The following is a 22232-nucleotide window of genomic DNA, read 5'->3' on the forward strand; positions in this document are numbered from 1 at the left end:
GCCGATCCAAACGAAATGGCCTAGGACCCGGTCACGGTGGGGTAGTCCGTGTATCCCTCCACACCACCGGCGTAGTACGTGTCGCGGTCGCCGGCGGCAACAGGATGACCGTGGGCGAACCGATCGACGAGGTCCGGATTCGCGATGAAGGGAGCACCGAAGGAAACCGCGTCAGCCAACTCTCGTTCGAGTAGCTCGTTGCCGGTCGCCTGCGTGAAGCCGAGATTGGCGATGACGGCACCGCGGTAGTGGGTGCGGAAGCGGGTGAAGGCGGTGAAGGTGTCGTCGGTGCCCGTGTGAGGTTCCGGCCCCAGGAGGTGGAGATAGGCCAGGTCGGTGTCGCTGAGGCGCTTGAGGAGCAGGTCGTAGTCGGCCAGCATCTCGGCGTCCGCGGTGAAGGCCGGCTCGCGACGCCAGTATGGGGACAGTCTGACGCCGATGCGGTCGCTGCCCCACACGCTGCTGACGGCATCCACGACGTCGAACAGGAACTGGGCCCGCTTCTCACTGCTGCCGCCGTAGGCGTCGGTGCGCTGGTTCAGGCGGGGGTTGAGGAACTGGGCCACGAGGTGGGATGCCTGCGCGTGGATCTCCAGGCCGTCGAAGCCGGCGCGCAGAGCGTTGGCGGCGGCCTGCCGGTAGGTGTCGATCGTGGTGGCGATCTCCGCCGCGGTCAAGGCGCGGGGCGTGACCGTGTCCTTCGGGCCGTCGGGAGTGAAGGACATCTCCCGGGGGTTGATCGCCGAGGGACCGGCGGGGAGGCGGCCACCGAGGTGGTCGGGATGGGAGACGGCGCCGACGTGGCCGATCTGCGAGATGATCCTGCCTCCCGCGGCGTGCACGGATTCGGTGACCTTGGCCCAGCCGGCGGTCTGAGCGTCCGTGTAGATGCCGGGGACGTTGATGAAGCCGATCGCGTCCGGGCTGACCCAGGTTCCTTCGCTGATGATCAGGCCGGCGCCGGCACGCTGCGTGTAATAGGTGGCGTGCAGGGCGGTGGGGGCCAGTTCCGCGTTGGTGGCCCGGGAGCGCGTCATGGGAGCCATGACGACGCGGTTGGGCAGTTCGAGCGCGCCCAGTCGAACGGGCTGCAGGAGGGGCTGGGTGCCGGATGCCGAAGCCGGGTCGGACATGAGGATCTCTTTCGTGAAGGAAGGCGCTCCTCGCGGACGCGGGGAGTACGAGCGGGTGGGTGGAATCAGTCCTGCTTGAGGGCGTGGAGGGCGGACAGGGGCCCGCCGAGCTGGATGAGGCGGCCTCCCTCGCGCAGCGCTCCGAGGTCGACGGGCGCGAAGCCGAACTGGGAGGCCAGGCCCATCACGGTGTTCTTGGCGTCCGCGTCGTCGCCGGCCAGGAACAGCACCTGACGCCCGGCCTCGTGGCGGGGATCGGGTGCGATGAACTGCGCGAAGAGGGCGTTGAAGGCCTTCACCACGCGCGCGCCGGGAAGCAGGGAGGCCACGTATTCGCTTCCGGTGAGATCGCCCAGGTCGGCGATCTTCGCGTTCGGGGGAGGGGAGTCGAACTGGTTGGTGGCGTCGATGACGACGGTCCCGTCCAGGGGAGGGAGTTGGGCGGCGACGTCGGGGACTTGCGGCCAGCCGACCGCGAGCACGACGAGGTCTGCGACAGCAGCCTCGGCGGGGGTTGCGGCCGTCGCGCGTGCGCCGAGATCCTTCACCAGCGGAGCCAAGGAGTCGGGTCCTCGGCTGTTGCTGAGCACGACCTCGTGGCCGTGCCGGATCGCGTGCCGGGCGATGGCCTGGGCGATGGTTCCGGCTCCGAGCGTTCCGATCTTCATCAGGCCGCCTCCTGCCCGGGGTTGGCCGCCTGCGGTGTGGTGAGCAGGACGGTCCCGGTCTTGGCCGGGCGGCGGACGTGTTCGATGGCCGCCTCGAAGTCGGCGAGGTCGTAGCTGGCCGCGACTTCGAGCAGGTCCGGCGTGTTCCGTGCCAAGTCCAGGGCGAAGGCGACGTCCTGGGCCCGCTCCTTCGGGGTGCGGCTCATCCACTGCAACACGGTCACGCCCTGCACGGTCAGCGCCCGTTGGATGAGTGGCAGCCTCTCCAGCGGGGTGGTGCCGGAGCCCAGTTGCCCGTAGGAGATGAGGGTGCCACCGTCGGCGAGCAGCTCGGCGAGGTCCCGGGTCATGGCACCGCCGACGCAGTCGAGGACGACCCGAATGCCCTGCTCGCCGGCTTCGTGGCGGACCCGCTCCCGCCAGTCGTCGTCGCAAGTCGCGATCACGGGCAGCGTGGGGTACAGCGTTCGCATCTTCTGGGCACCGGATGCGCTGCGTACGAGGTTGATCAGGGGCAGGTCGCGCCGGACTGCGACCGCGCTGACCAGCCGGCCGACGGAGGAACCGGCGGCCGTCTGGAGGACGGAGCCCTGCTGGCCGCGCAGGGCACTGTCCAGCGCGCGGTACAGCATGAGCAGCGTCAGAGGATTGACCAGCATCAGGGCCGCGGTCTCGTCGCCGACCTCATCCGGCACCGCCACGGCCCGGTCGGCCGCGACCACGACATACTCGGCCCACGTCCCCGGCGCAGGGAAGACCGCCACGCGCTGACCGGGACCGAGTGTGTGCACGTCCGGCCCGACGCTCTCGACGACGCCCATCCCCTCCACTCCGGGAGTTCGGGCGCCCGACTGCTGTTCCGGGAGTCCCGGCAGTCCCTCCACACCGGCCAGGTCGCCCGGATGGACGGGCCGGACCCGCATGCGAACCAAAACCTGCCCGGTGCCGGGACGCGGTCGCTCGGGCTCCTCCCTCAGCGTGAGTACCTGTGCGGGTTCTCCTTGCCGGGTGTGCACCAAGGCGCGCATGGCTCCTCCACTCACCTATTGATGATGGACAACATTAAAACAATGATGAAGGGTAACCTTGAAAAGGTCAATCACAGTCGAGGCGGGAGGGCGGGCATGCCGCGGATCACCAAGGAAGACAAGGCCAGGAATCGGCAGAACATCGTCGAGGCGGCCGGGCGCATGTTCCGCGCGCAGGGCATCGACACCGTCGGGATCGCGGACCTGATGAAGGAAGCGGGCCTGACACACGGCGGCTTCTACAACCACTTCGCATCCAAGGACGACCTGGCCGCCGAGGTGTGCAACGCCTCGTTCGCGGCGTCTCTGGGCGTCCTGGAGCAGGCCGTCGAGGAAGGGGACGATCCCGCCGGCCCACCGCTGAGGCGAGTGGTGGACGACTATCTCTCGGTCGCCCACCGCGACGCTCCGGACGGCGGCTGCCCCTCCGCCTCCCTGGTCACCGACGCCGGACGGCACAACGACACGATCCAGCGCTCGTACGCAGCCGGCGTGGAAGGGTACCTCGCGGGCTTCGCCGCAGAACTCGCCCGTGAGCAGGACGGGGAGATCACCCCACAGCAGGCGCGAGACCGGGCGGTGCTGCTGCTCAGCAGGCTGGTCGGGGCGATGGTGCTCGCCCGAGCGGTCCGCCACGTCCAGCCCGAACTGTCCGACGAGATTCTGCGGACCTGCCGCGCTCACGCTCTCGACTGATCAGCTTGGGCGGCACGGCCACGGCGGCGTGCCGAAAGGACGCTTTCCTGGCTACTGGGCGACTGGGCACCTCACCAAGGTCGTGTTCGCGATGTCGGGGCAGCCGAAGCTGTAGGCAGGCGATGGTGAGGGCCAGGGCTCTGCTGTGCTTGAACTCGTTGCAGCAGCGCTCATCACAGCCTCGAGGTGCGTGCAGCCGGTGACGGTCCCGGCGGTGATCCTGGAGGCCAGTGGGTGACCGTGTCCGTCGCAGGCGCGGTGGCTTTTCGTGGTCAGCCCGTCACTGGAACCGGCCCGGTTGACCACCTGCCGGCGATCGCGTACCGGGCGGCCATGCGCGACGGAGCCCGAAACGGCTCGATCACCGCCCACGTCAGTCACCTTTCGACGACGCACCACGAGCGGACCAACGCACCAATCACCCAGCGGACGTGGCCTAGGGCCTGTCGTTTGGCTCACGCCGCGGACGCGTGGTCCGGCACGCACATCTGCGGCGTTGTCGTCGGTCGCCGACGCTCCGCGTCGACTCCCTCCTCCGCCTTGCGGCTGCACGCACCAGACCACGCTCACCGGCACTGAACAGCACCGTCACTTTCCTGCGACCTGATCCAAACGACAGGCCCTAGCCGGACCGTGCTTCGGACGGCGCGGGCGGACGGCGTTCCGGGCCGGGGCCACGGCCGACGGGCTCCGAGGACCAGCGCAAGCGGCCGGGTGGGCAGGGGACTTCTCCCCCTGCCCACCCGGCCGCCGCCGTCAGCGGACCGTCAGGACGACCTTGCCGGTGGCGGCGCGTTCGTCCAGCTCGCGCAGCGCGTCGGCGGCCCGCTCCAGCGGGTGGACGGAGCCGGTGAGCGGGTCGAGGTGTCCGGCTTCGAGGTGCGGCAGCAGTTCGTCCCACTGCTCGCGCAGGTAGTCCGGGCGGGGCAGCCAGAAGGCGCCCCAGCCGACGCCGACCACGTCGACGTTGTTGTGCAGCAGCCGGTTGACCTTCACGGTGGGGATCTCGCCGCCGGTGAAGCCGATGACCAGCAGGCGGCCCTCGGGGGCGAGGCTGCGCAGCGAGTCGGTGAAGCGGTCCCCGCCGACGGGATCGACCACCACGTCCACGCCCCGGCCGCCGGTCAGTTCGGCCACCGCCGCGCGGAAGCCGTCCGCAGGGACCGTCTCATGGGCTCCGGCCCGGCGCGCGGTCTCCGCCTTGGCCCCGGTGGAGACCACCGCGATCACCCTCGTGCCCAGGGCGCGGGCCAGTTGCACCGCCGCCGTGCCCACTCCCCCGGCGGCGCCGTGCACCAGGACCGTCTCGCCCGCGCGCAGCCGTCCCCGGCGGGTCAGGGCGAAGTGGACGGTGAGGCAGTTCATCGGCACCCCGGCCCCGGCGGTGAACGGCATCCGGTCCGGCAGCGGGAAGACGACGGCGGGGTCGGTGGCGACCTGTTCTGCGAAGCCGCCGAAGGCGGGGAAGGCGGCGACGCGGTCACCGGACGCGAAACCGGAGCCCTCGGGTGCGCTGCGGACGGTGCCGGCCACCTCAGAGCCGGGGACGAACGGCAGCTCGGGCCTGAACTGGTACTCGCCCCGGCTCAGCAGGACGTCCGGGTAGGCGACACCGGCGGCGTGGACGTCGATGAGCACCTGCTGCGGGGTGGGCCGCGGGGCGTCGAGGTCGGTGAGGCGGATCGCGCCGGGGCCGTCGAGGGAGACCACCTGGGCTGCGCGCATGACGATTCCTTACGGGTGAGGGGCGGGCGGCGGGGTCAGCGGTGGGTGAGCAGGGCGCGCCGGTCGCCGGCGAGGTGTGCGTGGTCGTTGAAGCTCAGCAGGCTGAGGCCGGCGGAGCCCGCCGTGACGGTGGTGACGGCGGCGTTGACGGTGACGCGGTTGAGCGCCACCACTCCGACGGGGGGCGCGGACAGCAGCGCGCCGCACAGGGCCGCCAGCACCCCGCCGGAGGTGACGACGACGGCGTCCCGTCCGGGCCCCAGTCCGGCGGCCAGCTCCCGCAGGGCGGCGAGCGCGCCGCCGGAGAAGTCCTGCCAGCCGCCGCCGGGGTCGCCGATCCACTCCCCCAGGGCGTGGTCGAGCAGCGCCTGGACGCCGCGGCCGTCGGCGGGGGCGGGCCCGCCGGGGAACGTGGTGCCGTAGCGCCCGATCAGGGCGAGGTGGTCGTACTCGTTCCAGCGCGGGTCGGTGCGCACCTGCCCGCCGATCCCGGCGGCCTTCACCAGGAGTTCGGCGGTGTCCCGCTGCCGGTTCAGGGTGCCGCAGACGACGCGGGGGTCGCGCGGGGCGCGGCGGGCCAGTTCGGCGCCGACGGCCTCCGCCTGGCGGCGGCCGAGGTCGGACAGCATGTCGTAGCCCTCGGTCGTGACGGCGGCGGCCGTCGCCTGGCCGTGGCGGACCAGGTGGATGACGGGCACCGGCGGCCTCCTTCCTGTGCGGGGTTCCGGGTCAGCGGCCGCCGCGGCGGATGGCGGTGCGGCAGCGCCAGTGGAGGTAGTTCACCGCCAGCCACAGGTTGCGGAACGCCGGGTTGCGGGTCCGCCCGTGGTGGTAGCGGTAGTAGATCTGCTGGGCGATCGCGGCGAGCCGGAACATCCCGAAGACCTCGTAGAAGGTCCAGTTCTCGGCGGACAGGCCCATGCGGTCGCAGTAGCGCTCGACGATCTCGGCGCGGGTGAGCATCCCGGGCAGGTGGCTGGGCTGGCGGCGGGTGGCCTGCGCCATCCGGTCGTCGTCGGCCTGCACCCAGTAGGCCAGGGCGCTGCCCAGATCCATCAGCGGGTCGCCGAGGGTGGCCATCTCCCAGTCCAGGACGCCGGTCACCCGCAGGGTGTCCGGTTCCAGGACGATGTTGTCCAGCCGCCAGTCGTTGTGGATCACGCAGGTGGCCACGTCGTCGGGCTGGTTGGCCGCGAGCCAGGCGGTCACCTTCGAGAAGCCCGGAGTGTTCCAGGTGCGGGCCAGGGTGTAGCGGTGGGTCCAGCCCTCGACCTGGCGGCGTACGTAGCCCGCGCCCTTGCCCAGGTCGCTCAGGCCGGCGGCGGCCACGTCGACGCGGTGGAGGTCGGCGAGGGTGTCGACACAGGTTTCCGACAGGGCGCGCGCCCGTGCCCGGTCCAGCGTCATGCCGGTGGGGAGGTTGCCGCGCAGGACGATGCCGGGGACGCGGTCCATGACGTAGAAGTCGCCGCCGATGACGTCCGGGTCCTGGCACAGGGCGCGGACGGTGGGCACGTACGGGAAGGCGTCCTTCAGCCGCTGCTGGACGCGGTACTCGCGGGCCATGTCGTGCGCGGAGGACGCCTTGCGGCCGGCCGGGGGGCGGCGCAGCACCAGCTCGGCGCCGGGGCTGCCGGGGTAGCGCAGCAGGTAGGTGAGGTTGGAGGCGCCGCCGGAGAACTGGGTGACCTCCGGGGTGCCGGTCAGGCCGTCCAGTCGCTCCTTGAGCCAGGCGTCCACCCGGGGCACGTCGAAGGCGTCCTCGGCGCGTACGGCGCCGTGCTTGTCGTCGCTGCTCATCTCACGTGACCTTGGCTACCAGCCGCAGGGGCAGGTGGCGCATCGCGAACCCGATGGGGACCCAGGGCCAGGCGGGGACCTCGGCCCGGGCGCGTTCGGCCTCGACGGCCCGCACCATGGCGCGTACGCCCTTCTCCGTCGAGACCGTCAGTGGGGCCTTCTCGGATCGGCTGCTCATCTCGGAGGCGATGAAGCCGGGGAAGAGGGTGGTGACCTTGATCGGGGTGCGCAGCAGTTCGGCGCGGATGCCCTCGGCGAGGGTGGCGACCCCGGCCTTGGAGGCGGCGTAGGCGGTGAGGTTGCGGGGCAGGCCGCGCATGGCGCTCATCGAGGAGACGACGACCAGGTGGCCGGCGTTCTGCGCGCGGAAGATCTCCACGGCGGCCTCGCACTGGGCGAGGGCCGCGTCGAGGTTGACCCGCACGGTGTGGAGGTTGGCGTCGAAGCGGCCGGTGCCGACGGGCTGGCCCTTGCCGAGCCCGGCGTTGACGATCACCCGGTCCAGCCGGCCGCCCAGGTCGTCCCGGAAGGCGCGGAAGACCGTAAAGACGCGGTCGTGGTCGGTCACGTCCAGGGCGCGCACCGCGACCGTGATGCCGGGGTGGGCGGCGAGGAGTTCCTCCCGCAGCCGCTCCAGGCGGTCGGTGCGGCGGGCGCACAGGGCGAGGTCGCGGCCCAGGGCGGCGAAGTCGCGGGCCATCTGCTCGCCCAGTCCGGAGCTGGCGCCGGTGATGAGGATGGTGCGGCGGGCGGTCACGCGGTGGGCTCCTGGGGGTGCGGTGGCTGCTGGGCGTCCTGGGCGTCCAGTCTCTCCTTGGTGCGCTGCCAGGCCTCGGCGATCTTCCGGTCGACCAGGGCGGGCCACAGGCGCCGGATGCGCAGGGCCCTGCGTCCCTCGGGGTGGGTGTTGACCAGGAAGCGGCGCCTGGCGACGGCGTCGGCGACCTGTTCGGCGATCTGCTCGGGGGTGCGGGTGCCGCGCCGGATCAGCCCGGTGGCCTGCTCGGCGAGCACCGGGTCGGGGCTGCGCAGGGCGGTGTCCAGGGCGGTGGGCACGAAGCCGGGGCACACCACGGTGGTGTGGACGCCCCAGGGCGCCAGCTCGTACCGCAGGGTCTCCGACAGGGAGATCACGGCGGCCTTGGAGACGTTGTAGGAGGCCACACCGGGCATGTTCATCAGCCCCGCCAAGGAGGCGATGTTGACGATGTGGCCGCTGCCCTGGCGCTTGAGGACGGGGACGAAGGTACGGCAGCCGCGTACGGCGCCGAGCAGGTTGATGTCGAGGATCCACTGCCAGTCGGCCTCCTCGACCCGCTCGATGCGGCCCGCCGCGGCCACTCCGGCGTTGTTGACCAGGATGTCGAGTCCGCCCCAGTGCTCCTCGCACCAGGCGCGCGCCGCGTGCCACTCCGGCTCGGAGCGCACGTCCAGGCGGTGGTACGACACCTCGCCGGCGGGCAGCGGGCCGGCTCCGGCCGGATCCGGTGCCAGGTCCGTGACCAGCACCCGGCAGCCGGCGGCGGCGTAGTGCCCGGCGATGGCGCGGCCCAGGCCGGAGGTGGCGCCGGTGACCAGAACCCGGGTGCTCATCGCTGTTCTCCTTCTGCGTCTTCTCTGTCGTTCCTGTGGTTCCTGTCGGTCCTGCCGTGCCCGCCGTCTCCGCCTTGCTCGTCCCGGTACCGGCGCAGCTCCTTCCGGGCCACCACGCCCAGGTGCACCTCGTCGGGCCCGTCGGCCAGGCGCAGGGCCCGGGCGGCGGCCAGGAAGCCGGTCAGGGGGGTGTCGTCGGACAGTCCGGCCCCGCCGTGGAGCTGGATCGCCATGTCGATCACCTCCTGTGCCATGGCCGGGACCGCGGCCTTGACCTGCGACAGCTCGCCGGTCGCGGCGGCCGCCCCGGCGGTGTCCAGCAGCCAGGCGGTGTGCAGGACGTGGAGGCGGGCCTGATCGATCGCGATACGGGCGCGGGCGACGCGCTCGCGGTTGCCGCCCAGGTCGACCAGCGGCTTGCCGAACGCGGTGCGCTCGGTGGCGCGGCGGCAGGCGAGCTCCAGGGCGCGTTCGGCCATGCCGATCAGGCGCATGCAGTGGTGGATGCGGCCCGGTCCCAGACGGCCCTGGGCGATCTCGAAGCCGCGGCCGGGTCCGGCGATGACCGCGTCGGCGGGCAGCCGTACGTCGGTGAAGGACACCTCGCCGTGGCCGTAGGGCTCGTCGTACTGGCCGAGGACCGGCAGCATCCGCTCGATCCGCACCCCGGGGGTGTCGAGGGGGACGAGCACCATCGAGTGCCGCAGGTAGCGGTGCGCGCCGGGGTCGGTCAACCCCATGAAGATCACGAATGCGCACTGGGGGTGCCCGATGCCGGTGCTCCACCACTTGCGCCCGTTGAGGACCACCTCGCCACCGTCCAGGACGGCGGTGGCCGCCATGTTGGTGGCATCGGAGGAGGCCACCTCCGGCTCGGTCATGCAGAACGCCGAGCGGATCCGGCCCGCCAGCAGGGGCGCCAGCCACTTCTCGCGCTGCTCGTCGCTGCCGTAGTGCACCAGGACCTCGGCGTTGCCGGTGTCCGGGGCGTTGCAGTTGAACACCTCGGGGGCGATGAGGGAGCGGCCCATCCGCTCGGCCAGCGGCGCGTACTCGGTCACGCCCAGGCCGGGGCCGTAGCGGGCGTCGGGCAGGAAGAGGTTCCACAGCCCCTGTTCGCGGGCCTTCTCCTTGAGCTCCTCGACCAGTGGCGGAACCGCCCAGCGGTCGGCCTGGGAGCGCTGGGCTTCGAGGTACTCGCGTTCACGCGGGATGATCTCGGTCTCGACGAAGACGGTGACCTTCTCGAGGTACTCCCGCGCCCGCGGTGAGTGTGCGAAGTCCACGGCCGGCTCCCTGCCTCTCGCTGCCCGTTCGCTGTCCGTCCCCCGCCGGGGCGGGTGGGGCACGGCACGAGGCTAACCCCCTTACTGAGCATTGCTCAATAACAGGAGCGCGCCACGACCTCGGACTACCCGGCCGGACGGGCCGCCGGGCAGCGGCGGATGCCCCACCGGACGGGGCGGATCCACCGGCGGCGGCCCCGCCTACGGAGGGGGATCGGCGGACGCGAGCGGCGCGAGCAGCCGGTCGAGCCCGTCCACCAGGAAGTCGACGAGCTCGTCGGCCGTGACGCTCCCCCCGTCGGCCTCGATCGCCATCTCCTCGGCCATCGCCACCCAGCCGCGCACCGCCAGCCGCACCAGCGGGACGGGTTCCGGTTCGCCCAGCGCCGCCAGGACCCGCTCGGCCAGGGTGGCGCGGAGGTGCTCGAAGACCTCGAGCACCTTCTCGTCGCCGCCCGCCCCGGCGCGCACCAGGGCCACGTAGTTGGCGCGGCGGCGCCGGACGAAGCCGGTGAAGCCCGCCACGACGGCGCGCACCCGCTCCTTCGGGCTCCCCTCCGGCGGCAGCCGGGCATCCCTCAGCAGCCGCTGTCCGGCGGCCCGGACCACCGCGACGTAGTAGTCGCGCTTGGTCGGGAAGTAGTGGAACAGCAGCCCGCGCGAGATGCCCGCCTCGGCGGCCACCTCGTCGACCGACAGCTCGTGGATGGGGCGGGTGACCAGCAGACGCAGCCCGATGCCGATCAGCTGCCCGCGGCGGTCGGCGGCGCTCAGGCGCACCCGGGGGCGGACGGAGTCGGCGGACATGGGGCGACACTAACCCGCTCGCCGGAACCGGCCAACCGGCCGCCGGGCGCGTCCTTCGGGGGAAGGCGCGCCCGGCGGCCGGTCGGCGGTGCGGCGGGCGGCTCCCGTGGCCCGGTCGCGGGGCAGGAGGGCGCCGGGGCACGGGAGCCGTTGAATCAGTAGCCGTGGATCATCCTGTAGGCGACCTCGGGGAGGAACTGCCCGGCCGAGGAGCCGCCCCCGACACCGCAGTCGCCGTCGGACTCGCCCGGTACCTTGATCCACAGGAGCATCTCGGCGCCGCCGCCCAGTTGGGTGGGGGTGCCGATACGGCGGCCCGCGGGGTTGCACCACTGGCCGTTGGAGCCGTTGCCGTTGCGGCTGGTGTCCACGACGAACGGCTTGGTGTAGCCGTAGCGGGAGCTGAGCTCCCTGTTGACGGCCTCGCCGTAGGCGATGTTCTCGGCCGTGGTGAAGTAGTTGGAGACGTTGAGCGAGAAGCCGCGGGCCTGGCGGAGGCCGGCCTCGTGGAGGCGCCCGGCCATGGCCTGCGCACTGGCCCAGCCCGGGTTGCCGGCGTCGAGGTAGACCCAGGTGTTGGGGGCCTGGCGGCTGAACTGGGCGAGGGCGCCGGTGAGCATGCTCTCGCGCTCGTCGATCTGGGCCTGGTTCATGCAGCCGTAGTCCCCGAGGGAGTCCGGTTCGAGGACGACGACGGCCGGGCGGTCGCCGATCCCGCCGGCGAACCGGGAGATCCAGTTGGCGTAGTCGGACGGCGAGGAGGCCCCGCCGGCGGAGTGCCCGCCGCAGTAGTCGCGGTTGTACATGTTGTAGGCGACGAGGACGGGCAGTTTGTCCGCGCGGTCCGCCGCTCCCGCGTACGCGCCCACGGCGGTGTCGATGGCACCGCTCCAGGAGCCGAACCAGCGGGCCGTCGGGGTGTTGGCGATGGAGGCGTCGATCGCGGACGCCCGGCCGTCACCGGGGTTGGCGGCGACCCATCGCTTCGCGCTGGCGTCGGGGTCCACGTAGAACCCGTTGGTCATGGTGGTCGGATCGGCCGCGTGTGCGGAAGGCGCGAGGGTGAGCGCCAGAGGCAGCGCTGAGAGTGCTGCCACCAGGACGCGGAGTCTGCGGCGCATGGCTGTACCTCGATTTCCTGGCAGGGATGCGTCGCAGCTCTCGCCCCGAGCGTGCGACGCGCTGAGGAAGTGCGGTGGTACGACGCCCCCGTACGGCGGTGGCTCTCCGCCGGGAACGCCATTCCCGAAGGACCGCCAGCACCCCCCGGGAGCGCTCCCACTGGAAGCGGTCCCAAATCCCCTGGGGGCCCTGCGGGATGCTCGGTATCATGTGATGGGCTGGTAGAAGTGTCAAGGGTCGATGCACGAGCACCGTCCACATGACGAGAACACGGCCCTGCGGACGCCATGGACTGGAAGCGCTTCCAGTCCTCAGGTCCCCCAGGGCCCCGGAGCGGTCCGCCGTCGTCGGCCGAGCGGGTGGCAGCACGGAAGACCGGGTGAGATGCTTCTCGTCCGGTCGGGAGGGAAAGGCTCAAGGCTCCATGGCAATCGACGCGCCACGCCCGCAGCCGACCCTCGACGAGGTGGCCGAACTCGCCGGCGTCTCCCGCTCGGTGGCCTCCCGCGCCCTCAACAACGCACCCCACGTCAGCCGCGCCAAGCGCGAGGCGGTCGAGCGGGCCGTCCGGCAGCTCGGCTACGTGCCCAACCCGACCGCCCGCGCGCTGGCCACCCGCCACACGGGAGCGGCCGCCCTGGTCGTCGCGGGCGAGGACCCGTCGATCTTCGCGGACCCGTTCTTCGCCCAGGTGATCGTGGGGGCGTCGGCCGCCCTGGAGGAGGCCGACCTGCACCTGATGCTGTGCCTGGCCGCCTCCGACCGGGGCCGCGGGCGGGTGGAGCGGCTCCTTCGGGCCAAGGGCGCCGACGGCGTCATGCTGATGGCGCTGCGCGAGGGCGACCCGCTGGCCGCCATGGCCGAGCAGGCGAAGATGCCCGTCGTCTTCGGAGGACGCCCCGTCGGTCCGGCCCCCCGGTGGTACGTGGACGTCGACAACGTCGGCGGGGCGCGCGAGGCGACCGAGTACCTGATCGCGCGCGGCCGGACACGCGTGGCCATGATCTGCGGGCGGCTGGACACCGAGGCCGGACGCGCCCGCTACCGCGGTTACCGGGACGCCATGCTGGCGGCCGGCCTCGACCCGTTCCCGCCGCAGGAGGGGGACTTCACCGAGGCCAGCGGCGCCGCCGCCATGGCCGCGCTCCTGGAGGAGCATCCCGCCCTGGACGCGGTGTTCGCCGCCAACGACAACATGGGGGCAGGCGCGCTGCGCGCGCTGCGCGAGGCCGGACGGCGGGTCCCGGACGACGTCTGTGTGGTCGGCTTCGACGACCTGGCCGTCGCCGAGTTCGCCGATCCGCCGCTCACCACCGTCCACCAGCCCATCAACGCCTTCGGGCGGGAGATGGCGCGCATGCTCGTCTCGCTCGTGGGCGGCCAGGACCCCACCCCGCTGATTCTGCCCACCCGCCTGGTCGTCCGCTCCAGCGCCTGACGAGACCGCCCCGGCAGGGAGCGCGGGGGCGCCCTTCCGGCCGCCCGGAGCCGGGGGGGTGTTGACACGCCCGAAAGCCCCTCTACCATCCATAGCGGCCGATGATTCGAATAGCGTTCGACATCTCGGACAACTTTCCGCCGTCACTGTCCCCGGGGAAGCACCGTGCGCCGTTCCCCACCCGCGCCGGCCCGCGCCAGTGGCGCGTCCTCACACCTCACGCCCCTCGGCCCCCCGTCCGCACAGGGCGATGTCCCCCCACAGGAAGAGGAGAGCTTCGGAATGACAAGGGCAGGATCCCTCTTATGGTCCCCCGTGCTGGCGGTGCTGCTGGTGCTGGGCATCGGCGGCACGGCGCTGGGCAGCGGCCATGCCGCGAGCCCGCCGCTCACGGCCTCCGGCCCGGAGGCCTCGACCACCGGCACCGCCGCCGACACCCCCGGATGCGGCAGGAACCCCACCCTGCGGAGCGGCAACCACACGATCCAGAGCGGCGGCAAGAGCCGGAGCTTCATCCTGCGGATCCCGGACGGCTACGACCCGAACCACGCCTACCGGCTGGTCTTCGGGTTCCACTGGCTGGGCGCCACCTCCGCCGACGTCGACACGGGCCGCACCGTGGAGACGGGCACCTGGGCCTACTACGGGCTCCAGCGGCTGGCGAACAACAGCACCATCTTCGTCGCGCCCCAGGGCCTCAACAACGGCTGGGCCAACACCGGAGGGGAGGACATCACCTTCGTCGACGACATGATCAGGCTGCTCGACGCGGAGCTGTGCATCGACACCACCCAGCGTTTCGCGCTGGGATTCAGCTACGGCGCCGCCATGTCCTACTCGCTCGCGTGCTCCCGGGCGACGGTCTTCCGCGCGGTCGCGGTCCAGAACGGCGGACAGCTCAGCGGATGCAGCGGCGGCAACCAGCCCATCGCCTACCTCGGCGTGCACGGCATCAGGGACACCGTGCTCAACATCTCCGGCGGACGGACGATGCGGGACAGGTTCGTCAGGAACAACGGCTGCACCCCCCAGAACCCGCCCGAGCCGGCACAGGGCAGCCTGACGCACCGGGTCACCACCTACTCCGGGTGCGCGGAGGGGTACCCGGTCGCCTGGGCCGCGTTCGACGAGGGGCACATCGCCGCTCCGCAGGACGGGGCCCCCGGTGACAGCGGCTCCCGGACCTGGCTGCCGCAGGAGGTGTGGAAGTTCTTCACGCAGTTCGAGAGCTCCGAGCCGGGCCCCGACCCGGACCCGGACCCCGAGCCGGAGCCCGGGCCGTCGACCTGTGAGGTCAGCGCCTCCGTCAACGCCTGGAACAACGGCCTGACCGCGAACCTCACCATCACCAACACCGGCACCGCCCCGGTCGACGGCTGGTCCCTGGCCTTCACCCTGCCCGGCGGCCAGACCATCGTCTCCGGCTGGAACGCCGACTACTCACCCGCCTCCGGCCGGGTGACGGCCAGGAGCACCTCGCACAACGCCACCATCGCCCCCGGCGCGTCCGTCCGCATCGGCTTCCAGGCCACCCACACCGGCGACACCGCCGCGCCCGCCTCCTACGCGCTCGACGGCACCGCCTGCGACAGCGTCTGACCGGCCGGGGATCCGGGAACGCCGGAACCGGAGTCCCGGACGGCCCGCGGCGGAGGAGGCTCCGCCGCGGGCCGCTCCCCCGGCCGTCCGGCACGCCGCGGGACCGGCCGCCGCGAGACGGTGAGCGGCCCCGCGGTCACGCGGCTCCCGCCGGACGGCCGGAATCCGGCGGTCGGCGCCGGTCGCGTAGGATCGGCGATACGTCCCTTCTTGTCCGCAGATCGCCCCAGCCGCCCGGAGCCCAGCGTGCCGCATACCGCCGACGAGCCGGACGGCCTGTTCCCCGTGGCGGACCTGCTGCCGCCGCCCCCCGTGACCGCCTTCCGGGACTCCCCCGCGGCGGCCCGGCTGCTGGACATCCGGGAGATCCACGCGGAGCCGGAGGCCGCCGCCTCCGAGCGCGGCCGGGCGGTCATCGCGCGCTTCCCCCGCGCCCGGGTCACCGAGGTCCCCTCGCACTGGCGGATCCCCGGTCTGCACGGCGACGCGGACAACACCGCGCGCTGGGTGCGGGTGAAGACCGAGACGCTGGTCCTGGGGGTGAAGAAGACCCTCACCGTCCGCCCCAACGGCCGCTCGGCCGACTGGATCGCGCCGGGCGCCTCCAACGGCTGCGCCATGGCCTGCGCCTACTGCTACGTCCCCCGCCGCAAGGGCTACGCCAACCCGATCACCGTCTTCACCAACACCGACCGGATCGTCGAGCGCCTGGCCCGCCACATCGCCGCCCAGGGCGCCAAGCCCGCCCCCAACCAGTGCGATCCCGCCGCCTGGGTCTACGACATCGGCGAGAACGGCGACTGCTCGGTCGACGCCCTGGTCTGCGACAGCACCGCCGAGCTGGTCGCCGCCTTCCGGCGGTGGCCGACGGCGAAGGCGTCCTTCGCGACGAAGTTCGTCAACCCCGACCTGCTCGCGTACGACCCGCGCGGCCGCACCCGGATCCGCTTCTCCCTCATGCCGGCCGCCGACTCCCGGCTGCTGGACATCCGCACCAGCCCGGTCGCCGAGCGGATCGCCGCCGCGGGCGACTTCCTGGCGGCCGGATACGAGGTGCACTTCAACCTCTCGCCGGTCGTGGTGCGCCCGGGCTGGGAGGAGGCGTGGGCCGGGCTGCTGCGCGAGCTGGACGACGTCCTGCCGCACGCGGTGAAGAGACAGGCCGCGGCCGAGGTGATCATGCTCACCCACAACCGGGACCTGCACGAGGTGAACCTGGGCTGGCACCCGCGCGCCGAGGAGGCACTGTGGCGGCCGGAGGTCCAGGAGGCGAAGTACTCCGAGAACGGCAGCCGCAACGTGCGCTACCGGGCCGGGGTCAAACGGGCCGCCGTGGAGCGGCTGCGCGGCCTGATCGCCGCGCACGCGCCGTGGCTGCGCGTGCGGTACGCGTTCTGAGGGCGGCGGACATTCCGCACCGGACCCTCGACCGGGCAACGGGACCCGGCGTTGTCGGCCGTGTCGTGGTGGTGTGCTGCCTGCCGTGCGGCGGCCGGGAGCGTGCCGGGGTCTCCTGGTGCCGGTGGACGGCGTCACGTCTGACCGGCGGGGAGGTGGGCCGCGGCGCGTTCGGAGGGGTGGTCCGGGTCGGTGGGGCGGCGGGCGAGAGGAAGGATGAGGGCGATGAGGGCGGCGCACGCCAGGTAACCGCCGCTCACCCCCAACGGCCGGATCAGCAGCCCGAGGGCCACCGCTCCTGCGCCCGTGCCCGCGTCGTAGGCCATGTTCCAGGCCGTGCTGGCCATGCCGTTCCCGAGCGGGCCCGCCCGGCGGAACATGACGACGAGGGTGTCGTTCTGCAGGGCGCCGAAGCCGGTGCCGTAGACGGCCGCCGCCGCCACGGCCAGTGCGGCCGCGTACCCGGAGGAACCGGGGGAGAGCGCGAAACCGGCCACGCCCAGGACGCACGCCAGGAGGCCGGGCAGGAGCAGCCGCCCCGTGCCGAAGCGGTCGCTCCACACCCCGGCCGCCCAGCGTCCGGCGATGACGGTCGCCGAGAGGACGAACAAGGCGGTGGAGGCGACGAAGGTCCCGCTCGCGGTGAGCGGCAGGAACGAGGTCACCGCGCCGAACGCACAGGCGGAGGCGATCAGCATGGCCCACGGAGCGGCCAGCGGACGCAGTCGTCCGGCGGCGCGGAGGCCGGCCGGCGCATCCGCCGGGCTCGGACGCGGGGTGGCGGGAGGCACCCGCAGGGCGAGGGCCAGGGGCACCGCGAGGAGGCTGAGGAGCCCCGTCGCGATGAAGACGGGCGTGAAGCCCACGTGCGCGGCGCTCCAGACGCCCAGTGGCAGGCAGAACACCTGCGGGAGCCCGACGGCGATTCCGTACCGGCCGACGGCCCGGCCGCGCTGCCCGGCCGGGACGAGTTCGGCCACCAGGGCGCTGCCCGCGACGGCCACCATGCCGAAGCCGGCGCCGCGTACGGCGGAGACGGCAAGGACCCACTCCAGGCCGGAGGACAGCACGTAGGCGAAGGTGGGCAGCCCCAGCAGGGCGGCGCCCGCGGCCAGGAGCGTGCGCAGGCCGAACCGGCGCAGCAGCCCGGCCATGAACAACTGGACGCCCACGGTGGTGGCCATGGTCACCCCGGTGGCCGCTCCCACTCCGCCCAGGGCGGTACCGCCCCGGGCGGACCAGGCGGGGACGACCGACAGCAGGGGCGCGTAGTTCGAGAAGGTGCCCAGCGTGGCGGCGAGCAGCAGCAGGAAGTCCCGCCCGCCGATCCCCCGGGTGGGAGCGGGGGGCGGACCGGAGCGGCGGAAGGGGGAGAAGGCCATGCCTCCGGTGTACGCGCCCCTGCCCATCGCGTCCAACGAACCTCTTCGATCCGAAGGATCGGTGAATACGATGGGTGTATGGAGCTCAAGCACCTGGTCACGTTCCTGGCCGTCGCCCGGGAGCTCAGCTTCACCCGTGCCGCACGGGATCTGGGCTACGTGCAGTCCAGCGTCACCGCCCACGTCAAGGCGCTGGAGACGGACCTCGGCGTGCCCCTGTTCGAGCGCCTGGGCCGCCGGGTCGCGCTCACCGACGCGGGCCGGGAGCTGCGGCCGCGCGCCCGGCACCTGGTCGGCTACGCGGAGCAGACCAGGGAGGCCGTCGTGGGCGCCGCCGACCCGCACACGGTCCGGGGCACCTTGCGCATCGCCGCCCCCGAGAGCCTGTGCGCCTACCGGCTGCCCGCCGTGCTCGGCGCGCTGAAGGAGCGGTTCCCGCTGCTGCGGGTGGTCTTCGGCCCGGCCGGGCGGGCCTCGCTCGTCGCCGGGCTGGAGGACGGCACCCTGGACGCCGGCTTCCTCCTGGAGGAAGCCGTGGACCATCCCATGACGGTGGCCGAACGCATGGCGCAGGAGCCGCTGCGGCTGGTGGCACGCCCGGACCACCCGCTGGCCGCCCGGAAACAGCTGGACACCGGGGAACTGGCAGGAGAAACGCTGCTGGTCATCGAGCGGGGCTGCGCACAGCGCGACATCATCGACCGGGAACTGCGCCGAGCGGGCGCCCGGCCGGCGACGATGGAGTTCGTCAGCGTGGAAGCCCTCAAACGGTGCGCGGCCGCCGGCCTCGGCATAGCCCTCGTCCCCGGAGCGACGGTCGAGGACGAGACAAGGCGCGGAGAACTGACAGTCCTGCCCTGGACGGTGGAACCCGTACTGGGCGTCCACTACATCCGGCACAAGGACCGCCGCCCGACACTCGTCCTGCGCACCCTCGCCGACCTCGCCCGCACAGCCTGGCGCCCGCGTTCGCCTTGACGAAGTGGTCGGTCCTGCGCAGTCCGGCGAGGGGGCCGGCCAGGCACCGGACGGCGTACAAGCGCGCCGTCCGGTCCGGTTGAGCGGCATCGGCATCGGCCCCGGGTCCAACCGGCCATGGACGGTGGCCGTGCCGCTGGGCACGGCCGCCTCCGCCGGACTCCCCCGGCCACGTCCTGCTCGCCGGAGACGACGGCACGGGCCGCACCCACGTCCAGCGGGACTGCCGCTTGCCGCCGCCGGTCACGGTGACGAGGACGGCGTCCCACCACGCGCCGCGGCCGGACTCATCAGCTACTCACCGGAGTTCGCCTTCGCCGAGGCGTCCACCCGGGGGTACGGCGTCTCGCCGGGCCGCTGCCGGCGGGGAACGCCGGGCGGCGGGCTCCCGGCCGGGTGGCTAGGGTGGCACCACCAGGACGTACGGAAGATCGCCTCAGGACCGCCAGGAGAGAGCCCATGGGCCCGGGAAGTGCTGTGCGCAGTGTGTTCGTGACGGGCTCGGCGGACGGGATCGGGCGCGAGACCGCCCGGGTGCTCGCCGCGGCCGGCCATCGGGTCGTCCTGCACGCGCGGAACGCGGCCCGGGCCGAGCAGGCGCGGGCCGCGGTGCCGGACGCGGCGAAGGTGCTCACCGGTGATCTCGCGTCGCTGGCGCAGACCCGTGAGCTGGCGGATGCCGCCGCCGCGGCGGGCCCGTTCGACGTGGTGGTCCACAACGCGGGCGTCGGGGGCGGAGCGCCCGAACGCACCCTCACCGGGGACGGCCTGGAGCGGATCTTCCAGATCAACGTCCTGGCGCCCTATCTGCTCACCGCGCTGATGCCCAGGCCGCGCCGGCTGGTCCACCTGACCTCCGGCCTGGAGGCGCAGGGCACGTTCGTGCCGGACGACCTGCAGTACGAGCGGCGGCCCTGGGACGGCATGCAGGCGTACTCCGACTCCAAGCTCCACGACGTGGTCCTGGCGTTCGCCGTCGCCCGCCGCTGGGAGGGCACCCTGTCCAACGCCGTCGATCCGGGCTGGATCCGGACGAGGCTCGGCGGCCCGAACGCCACCGACGACCTCCCCGAGGGCGCGGAGACCCAGGTGTGGCTGGCCACGAGCGACGAGCCCGCGGCGACCGTCACCGGGCGGTACTTCAAGCGGCGGCGGGAGCTGGCGGCGAACCCGGCGGCGTACGACCGGGCCGTCCAGGACGGCCTGCTGGCCGCCTGCGCCGAGCTGACCGGGGTACGGCTGCCCGACTGACGCTGCCCGGCGGCCCGGCCGTCCCGGCGCAGGCGGCGGCTCTCAGTCCCCGGTGCGGCCCTCCCGGGCCACCGGGGCGAAGGTGTGGCCGGCCGGGTCGGCGTACCGGCGGACGTCGCGCGGCCCGCCCTTGTCCTTGGTGTCGACCGGGCGCGCGCCGAGGCTCACCGCCACCCGCTCCGCCTCGTCCATGTCGCGCTCGGCGACCAGGACGTGCAGATGCGCCTGGAGCGAGTCGTCCGGACGCGGCCAGCTCGGCGGGGCCAGGCCCCGGTCGCGCCGGATCTCCATACGGGTGCCCGGTCCCCCGACCACCTCGATGAGGTCCGGGTCGGTGCCCGGGCGCACCCGGGCACCCAGCAGTCCGGCGTGGAACTCAGCCAGCTCCTCCGGCTCGGCGCAGTCCGGTACGAGCACGCCTGTCCTCTCGGACGCCGTTCCCCGCCTCCGTGCCACCCGGGACTGCCCGGCGGCCGTGCGCCGCCCTCGGTCCGATGGTCCGTCTGCCCCGGCGGCACCGGGCGACGCCGCCCGTTCCCGTCCCGGGAGCGGGCGGCCCGGCCGCGCACCGCGGACGCGTCCGGCACACGTCCGGCATAGTGGTCGGCATGCTGCAGGTGTGTCCGAACGGGGCGCGGAGCCGCGCCGAGCACCCCTCCCTCCCCCTCTCCCCCGCCGAGCTGGCGGCCGAGGCCGCACGTGCGGTGGCCGCCGGGGCGGAGGACGTCCACCTCCATCCCAAGGACGCCGACGGCGCCGACAGCCTGGAACCGCGGGTGGTGGCGCGGGCGGTCGCGGCGGTGCGCGGCGCCGTGCCGGCCGGGGTGCGGGTCGGGGTCACCACCGGGGCGTGGGCCGTCCCGGATCCCGCCCGGCGCGCCGCGCTGGTCCGCTCCTGGACGGTGCTGCCCGACCACGCCTCGGTGAACTGGCACGAGGAGGGCGCCGAGGAGGTGGCCGGCGTGCTGCTGGAGCGCGGCGTCGGGGTGGAGGCGGGCATCTGGTCGGGGACGGACGCGGCCCGCCTCTTCCGTGCCTCGCCGCTGTCGGGCCGGGTGCTGCGGGTGCTCGCCGAGGTCACCGACACCGATCCGGCCACGGCGGCCGGAACGGCGTCGGCCCTGCTGGCGGAGCTGCCCGGGGACCTGCCCGTACCGGTCCTGCTGCACGGGGAGGACGGCGGCGCCTGGCCCGTGCTGCGCCTGGCCGTCCGGCTGGGTCTGGACACCAGGATCGGTCTGGAGGACGCCCTGGTCCTGCCGGACGGTTCTCCCGCCCCGGACAACGCCGCCCTGGTGCGGGCCGCGCGGACACCGCCGGAGGCGGAGGGCGCCGGCCGGCCGGCCTGACGCGCCCTCAGCGTCCCCCGGTGTGCGGCGCGCTCAGCGCGCGGGTCCACAGGTCGGCCACGGCCCGCACCCGGGCGGCCGTCTCCGCGGCGCCGGACGGGTCCAGGACCGCGCCGTGGAGCTGGGCCTCGACACCCTGCACGACCAGCAGCGCGGTCACCTCCGGATCGGGGCCGCCGACGTCCAGGCGGCGCAGATGGGGTGCCAGCGCGCCGGCGGCCCACCGCTCGAAACCGCGCAGCCGGGCGACGAGTTCCGGTGTGCGGGGTGCCTGGTCGAACAGCAGGCGGTGCAGCTCCGGCCGGTCGGTGTGCAGTGCCGTCACCCCGCTCACCAGCTCCTCCACCAGCGGCCCGAGGGGCAGTTCCCGCTCGGCCGCCCGGTCCAGGAGCCGTCGCACCTCGGCGGTGGCGTCCCGCAGGTGTTGCTGGGCGAGGGCGGTCAGCAGGGCGTCCTTGTTCGGGAAGTACTGGTAGAGGGAGCCGACGGACACCCCGGCGCGCTCGGCGACCTTGTTGGTGGTGGTCGCCTGGTAGCCGTGCCGCTGGAAAAGCTGAGCGGCGGCTTCCAGGATCGCCGCCACCGTCTCACGGGAGCGTTGCTGACGAGGGGTTTTGCGAGGAACGGCCACGGGGCTCCCATGCGAGTACAGAAAACCGATTTTTGCTCGCATTATGGCTGTGCGGGCCCGCTTCCACCCTTCCCTTCCGTCTCCTCCGGAGGCCACTTCGTGCTGCCCGAGCTGCCCGCCTACGCTGCCCGCGTGCTGCCGGGGCCGCTGCTGTTCACCGCCTGCCTCGCGCTGGTGCGCGCCGTTCGCGATCCGCTTCCGCGGATCGTGCTGCTGATCCTCGGTTTCCTCCTGGTCCGGGACGCGATGACACCAGCGGGTCTGTGGCGGCTGGGCACGGCCGGCCCGGTGCCGTGGCTGCGTTTCACCACCGACGGCCGGGTGCTGGTGATCCTCGGGGCGGTGACG

21 protein-coding genes and 1 pseudogene are annotated in these 22232 nt (G+C 73.2%); 7 read left to right on the forward strand and 15 right to left on the reverse strand.

Features of this window, described 5'->3' with window-relative positions:
* Positions 1-20 precede the first annotated feature (20 nt).
* From V1L54_RS27850 to V1L54_RS27860, 3 genes are all read right to left on the reverse strand, one after another.
* Positions 21-1133 carry an alkene reductase gene (locus V1L54_RS27850; RefSeq protein WP_330120925.1) on the reverse strand — a complete coding sequence of 371 codons (1113 nt, stop codon included), beginning with the start codon at positions 1131-1133 and terminating at the stop codon, positions 21-23.
* A 65-nt stretch (positions 1134-1198) separates the two neighbouring features.
* Complete coding sequence (locus V1L54_RS27855; RefSeq protein ID WP_330120926.1) at positions 1199-1801, reverse strand: NADPH-dependent F420 reductase; 603 nt, start codon at positions 1799-1801, stop codon at positions 1199-1201.
* Positions 1801-2829 carry a zinc-binding dehydrogenase gene (locus V1L54_RS27860; RefSeq protein ID WP_330120927.1) on the reverse strand — a complete coding sequence of 343 codons (1029 nt, stop codon included), beginning with the start codon at positions 2827-2829 and terminating at the stop codon, positions 1801-1803. Before V1L54_RS27860 ends, V1L54_RS27855 begins: the two co-directional genes overlap by 1 nt.
* 96 nt (positions 2830-2925) lie before the next feature.
* Between V1L54_RS27860 and V1L54_RS27865 the strand changes: the two genes are divergently transcribed.
* Entirely contained in the window at positions 2926-3525 is a 600-nt protein-coding gene (locus V1L54_RS27865) for a TetR/AcrR family transcriptional regulator (protein ID WP_330120928.1), read from the forward strand.
* Between the two features lie 168 nt (positions 3526-3693).
* Here V1L54_RS27865 and V1L54_RS29605 read toward each other — a convergent pair.
* The 9 genes and pseudogenes from V1L54_RS29605 to V1L54_RS27910 all read right to left on the reverse strand — a co-directional run.
* Positions 3694-3951 (reverse strand): annotated as a pseudogene (locus V1L54_RS29605) (hypothetical protein); the annotation flags it as partial.
* 330 nt (positions 3952-4281) lie between these two features.
* Positions 4282-5250, reverse strand: coding sequence for an NADPH:quinone oxidoreductase family protein (locus V1L54_RS27875; protein ID WP_330120930.1), 969 nt, complete (start codon positions 5248-5250; stop codon positions 4282-4284).
* A gap of 35 nt (positions 5251-5285) precedes the next feature.
* Positions 5286-5948, reverse strand: a complete 663-nt coding sequence (locus V1L54_RS27880; RefSeq protein WP_330120931.1) for a histidine phosphatase family protein — start codon at positions 5946-5948, stop codon at positions 5286-5288.
* A 31-nt stretch (positions 5949-5979) separates the two neighbouring features.
* Positions 5980-7050 carry a phosphotransferase family protein gene (locus V1L54_RS27885; RefSeq protein WP_330120932.1) on the reverse strand — a complete coding sequence of 357 codons (1071 nt, stop codon included), beginning with the start codon at positions 7048-7050 and terminating at the stop codon, positions 5980-5982.
* Position 7051: 1 nt separating this feature from the next.
* Complete coding sequence (locus V1L54_RS27890; RefSeq protein ID WP_330120933.1) at positions 7052-7807, reverse strand: SDR family oxidoreductase; 756 nt, start codon at positions 7805-7807, stop codon at positions 7052-7054.
* A complete protein-coding gene (locus V1L54_RS27895) occupies positions 7804-8643 on the reverse strand; it encodes an SDR family NAD(P)-dependent oxidoreductase (protein ID WP_330120934.1) in 840 nt (279 codons plus the stop codon). The genes V1L54_RS27890 and V1L54_RS27895 overlap by 4 nt, the downstream gene beginning before the upstream one ends.
* A complete protein-coding gene (locus tag V1L54_RS27900; protein ID WP_330120935.1) occupies positions 8640-9929 on the reverse strand; it encodes an acyl-CoA dehydrogenase family protein in 1290 nt (429 codons plus the stop codon). The genes V1L54_RS27895 and V1L54_RS27900 overlap by 4 nt, the downstream gene beginning before the upstream one ends.
* 201 nt (positions 9930-10130) lie before the next feature.
* Positions 10131-10736 carry a TetR/AcrR family transcriptional regulator gene (locus tag V1L54_RS27905; RefSeq protein ID WP_330120936.1) on the reverse strand — a complete coding sequence of 202 codons (606 nt, stop codon included), beginning with the start codon at positions 10734-10736 and terminating at the stop codon, positions 10131-10133.
* 155 nt (positions 10737-10891) lie between these two features.
* Positions 10892-11857 carry a glycoside hydrolase family 6 protein gene (locus V1L54_RS27910; RefSeq protein ID WP_330120937.1) on the reverse strand — a complete coding sequence of 322 codons (966 nt, stop codon included), beginning with the start codon at positions 11855-11857 and terminating at the stop codon, positions 10892-10894.
* A gap of 425 nt (positions 11858-12282) precedes the next feature.
* Between V1L54_RS27910 and V1L54_RS27915 the strand changes: the two genes are divergently transcribed.
* The 3 genes from V1L54_RS27915 to V1L54_RS27925 all read left to right on the forward strand — a co-directional run bounded on the left by V1L54_RS27915 (position 12283) and on the right by V1L54_RS27925 (position 16293).
* The gene (locus V1L54_RS27915; RefSeq protein WP_330120938.1) at positions 12283-13296 is read left to right on the forward strand and encodes a LacI family DNA-binding transcriptional regulator; all 1014 of its coding nucleotides are present in this window, start codon (positions 12283-12285) and stop codon (positions 13294-13296) included.
* A gap of 282 nt (positions 13297-13578) precedes the next feature.
* Entirely contained in the window at positions 13579-14895 is a 1317-nt protein-coding gene (locus tag V1L54_RS27920; RefSeq protein ID WP_330120939.1) for a CE1 family esterase, read from the forward strand.
* Between the two features lie 246 nt (positions 14896-15141).
* The gene (locus V1L54_RS27925) at positions 15142-16293 is read left to right on the forward strand and encodes a spore photoproduct lyase family protein (protein ID WP_443076813.1); all 1152 of its coding nucleotides are present in this window, start codon (positions 15142-15144) and stop codon (positions 16291-16293) included.
* A gap of 134 nt (positions 16294-16427) precedes the next feature.
* Here the strand turns inward: V1L54_RS27925 and V1L54_RS27930 are convergent, their stop codons facing one another.
* Positions 16428-17675, reverse strand: a complete 1248-nt coding sequence (locus tag V1L54_RS27930) for an MFS transporter (RefSeq protein ID WP_330120940.1) — start codon at positions 17673-17675, stop codon at positions 16428-16430.
* A 78-nt stretch (positions 17676-17753) separates the two neighbouring features.
* Here V1L54_RS27930 and V1L54_RS27935 point away from each other — a divergent pair, with 78 nt between their 5' ends.
* Together V1L54_RS27935 and V1L54_RS27940 are read left to right on the forward strand one after the other, a co-directional pair.
* Entirely contained in the window at positions 17754-18653 is a 900-nt protein-coding gene (locus V1L54_RS27935; protein WP_330120941.1) for a LysR family transcriptional regulator, read from the forward strand.
* A gap of 477 nt (positions 18654-19130) precedes the next feature.
* Positions 19131-19904: an SDR family NAD(P)-dependent oxidoreductase gene (locus V1L54_RS27940; RefSeq protein ID WP_330120942.1), complete on the forward strand. Its 774-nt coding sequence runs from the start codon at positions 19131-19133 to the stop codon at positions 19902-19904.
* A 42-nt stretch (positions 19905-19946) separates the two neighbouring features.
* On the opposite strand, the gene V1L54_RS27945 is transcribed toward V1L54_RS27940, so the two are convergent.
* Entirely contained in the window at positions 19947-20321 is a 375-nt protein-coding gene (locus tag V1L54_RS27945; protein WP_330120943.1) for a VOC family protein, read from the reverse strand.
* 191 nt (positions 20322-20512) lie between these two features.
* Between V1L54_RS27945 and V1L54_RS27950 the strand changes: the two genes are divergently transcribed.
* Positions 20513-21253 (forward strand): 3-keto-5-aminohexanoate cleavage protein, encoded by a 741-nt coding sequence (locus tag V1L54_RS27950; RefSeq protein ID WP_330120944.1) that lies wholly within the window; start codon positions 20513-20515, stop codon positions 21251-21253.
* A 7-nt stretch (positions 21254-21260) separates the two neighbouring features.
* Here the strand turns inward: V1L54_RS27950 and V1L54_RS27955 are convergent, their stop codons facing one another.
* Positions 21261-21836, reverse strand: a complete 576-nt coding sequence (locus tag V1L54_RS27955) for a TetR/AcrR family transcriptional regulator (RefSeq protein WP_330120945.1) — start codon at positions 21834-21836, stop codon at positions 21261-21263.
* Between the last annotated feature and the right edge of the window lie 396 nt (positions 21837-22232).

This window comes from Streptomyces rubellus, from assembly GCF_036323805.1.
Lineage (GTDB): Bacteria > Actinomycetota > Actinomycetes > Streptomycetales > Streptomycetaceae > Streptomyces.

Excerpts from the sequence above, each read along its gene's own strand:
- V1L54_RS27865 (WP_330120928.1), top strand. The coding sequence starts at position 2,926 with ATGCCGCGGATCACCAAGGAAGACAAGGCCAGGAATCGGCAGAACATC.
- V1L54_RS27930 (WP_330120940.1), bottom strand. The coding sequence starts at position 17,675 with ATGGCCTTCTCCCCCTTCCGCCGCTCCGGTCCGCCCCCCGCTCCCACC.
- V1L54_RS27885 (WP_330120932.1), bottom strand. The coding sequence starts at position 7,050 with ATGAGCAGCGACGACAAGCACGGCGCCGTACGCGCCGAGGACGCCTTC.
- V1L54_RS27875 (WP_330120930.1), bottom strand. The coding sequence starts at position 5,250 with ATGCGCGCAGCCCAGGTGGTCTCCCTCGACGGCCCCGGCGCGATCCGC.
- V1L54_RS27860 (WP_330120927.1), bottom strand. The coding sequence starts at position 2,829 with ATGCGCGCCTTGGTGCACACCCGGCAAGGAGAACCCGCACAGGTACTC.
- V1L54_RS27935 (WP_330120941.1), top strand. The coding sequence starts at position 17,754 with ATGGAGCTCAAGCACCTGGTCACGTTCCTGGCCGTCGCCCGGGAGCTC.
- V1L54_RS27915 (WP_330120938.1), top strand. The coding sequence starts at position 12,283 with ATGGCAATCGACGCGCCACGCCCGCAGCCGACCCTCGACGAGGTGGCC.
- V1L54_RS27905 (WP_330120936.1), bottom strand. The coding sequence starts at position 10,736 with ATGTCCGCCGACTCCGTCCGCCCCCGGGTGCGCCTGAGCGCCGCCGAC.
- V1L54_RS27895 (WP_330120934.1), bottom strand. The coding sequence starts at position 8,643 with ATGAGCACCCGGGTTCTGGTCACCGGCGCCACCTCCGGCCTGGGCCGC.
- V1L54_RS27950 (WP_330120944.1), top strand. The coding sequence starts at position 20,513 with ATGCTGCAGGTGTGTCCGAACGGGGCGCGGAGCCGCGCCGAGCACCCC.
- V1L54_RS27920 (WP_330120939.1), top strand. The coding sequence starts at position 13,579 with ATGACAAGGGCAGGATCCCTCTTATGGTCCCCCGTGCTGGCGGTGCTG.
- V1L54_RS27850 (WP_330120925.1), bottom strand. The coding sequence starts at position 1,133 with ATGTCCGACCCGGCTTCGGCATCCGGCACCCAGCCCCTCCTGCAGCCC.
- V1L54_RS27910 (WP_330120937.1), bottom strand. The coding sequence starts at position 11,857 with ATGCGCCGCAGACTCCGCGTCCTGGTGGCAGCACTCTCAGCGCTGCCT.
- V1L54_RS27855 (WP_330120926.1), bottom strand. The coding sequence starts at position 1,801 with ATGAAGATCGGAACGCTCGGAGCCGGAACCATCGCCCAGGCCATCGCC.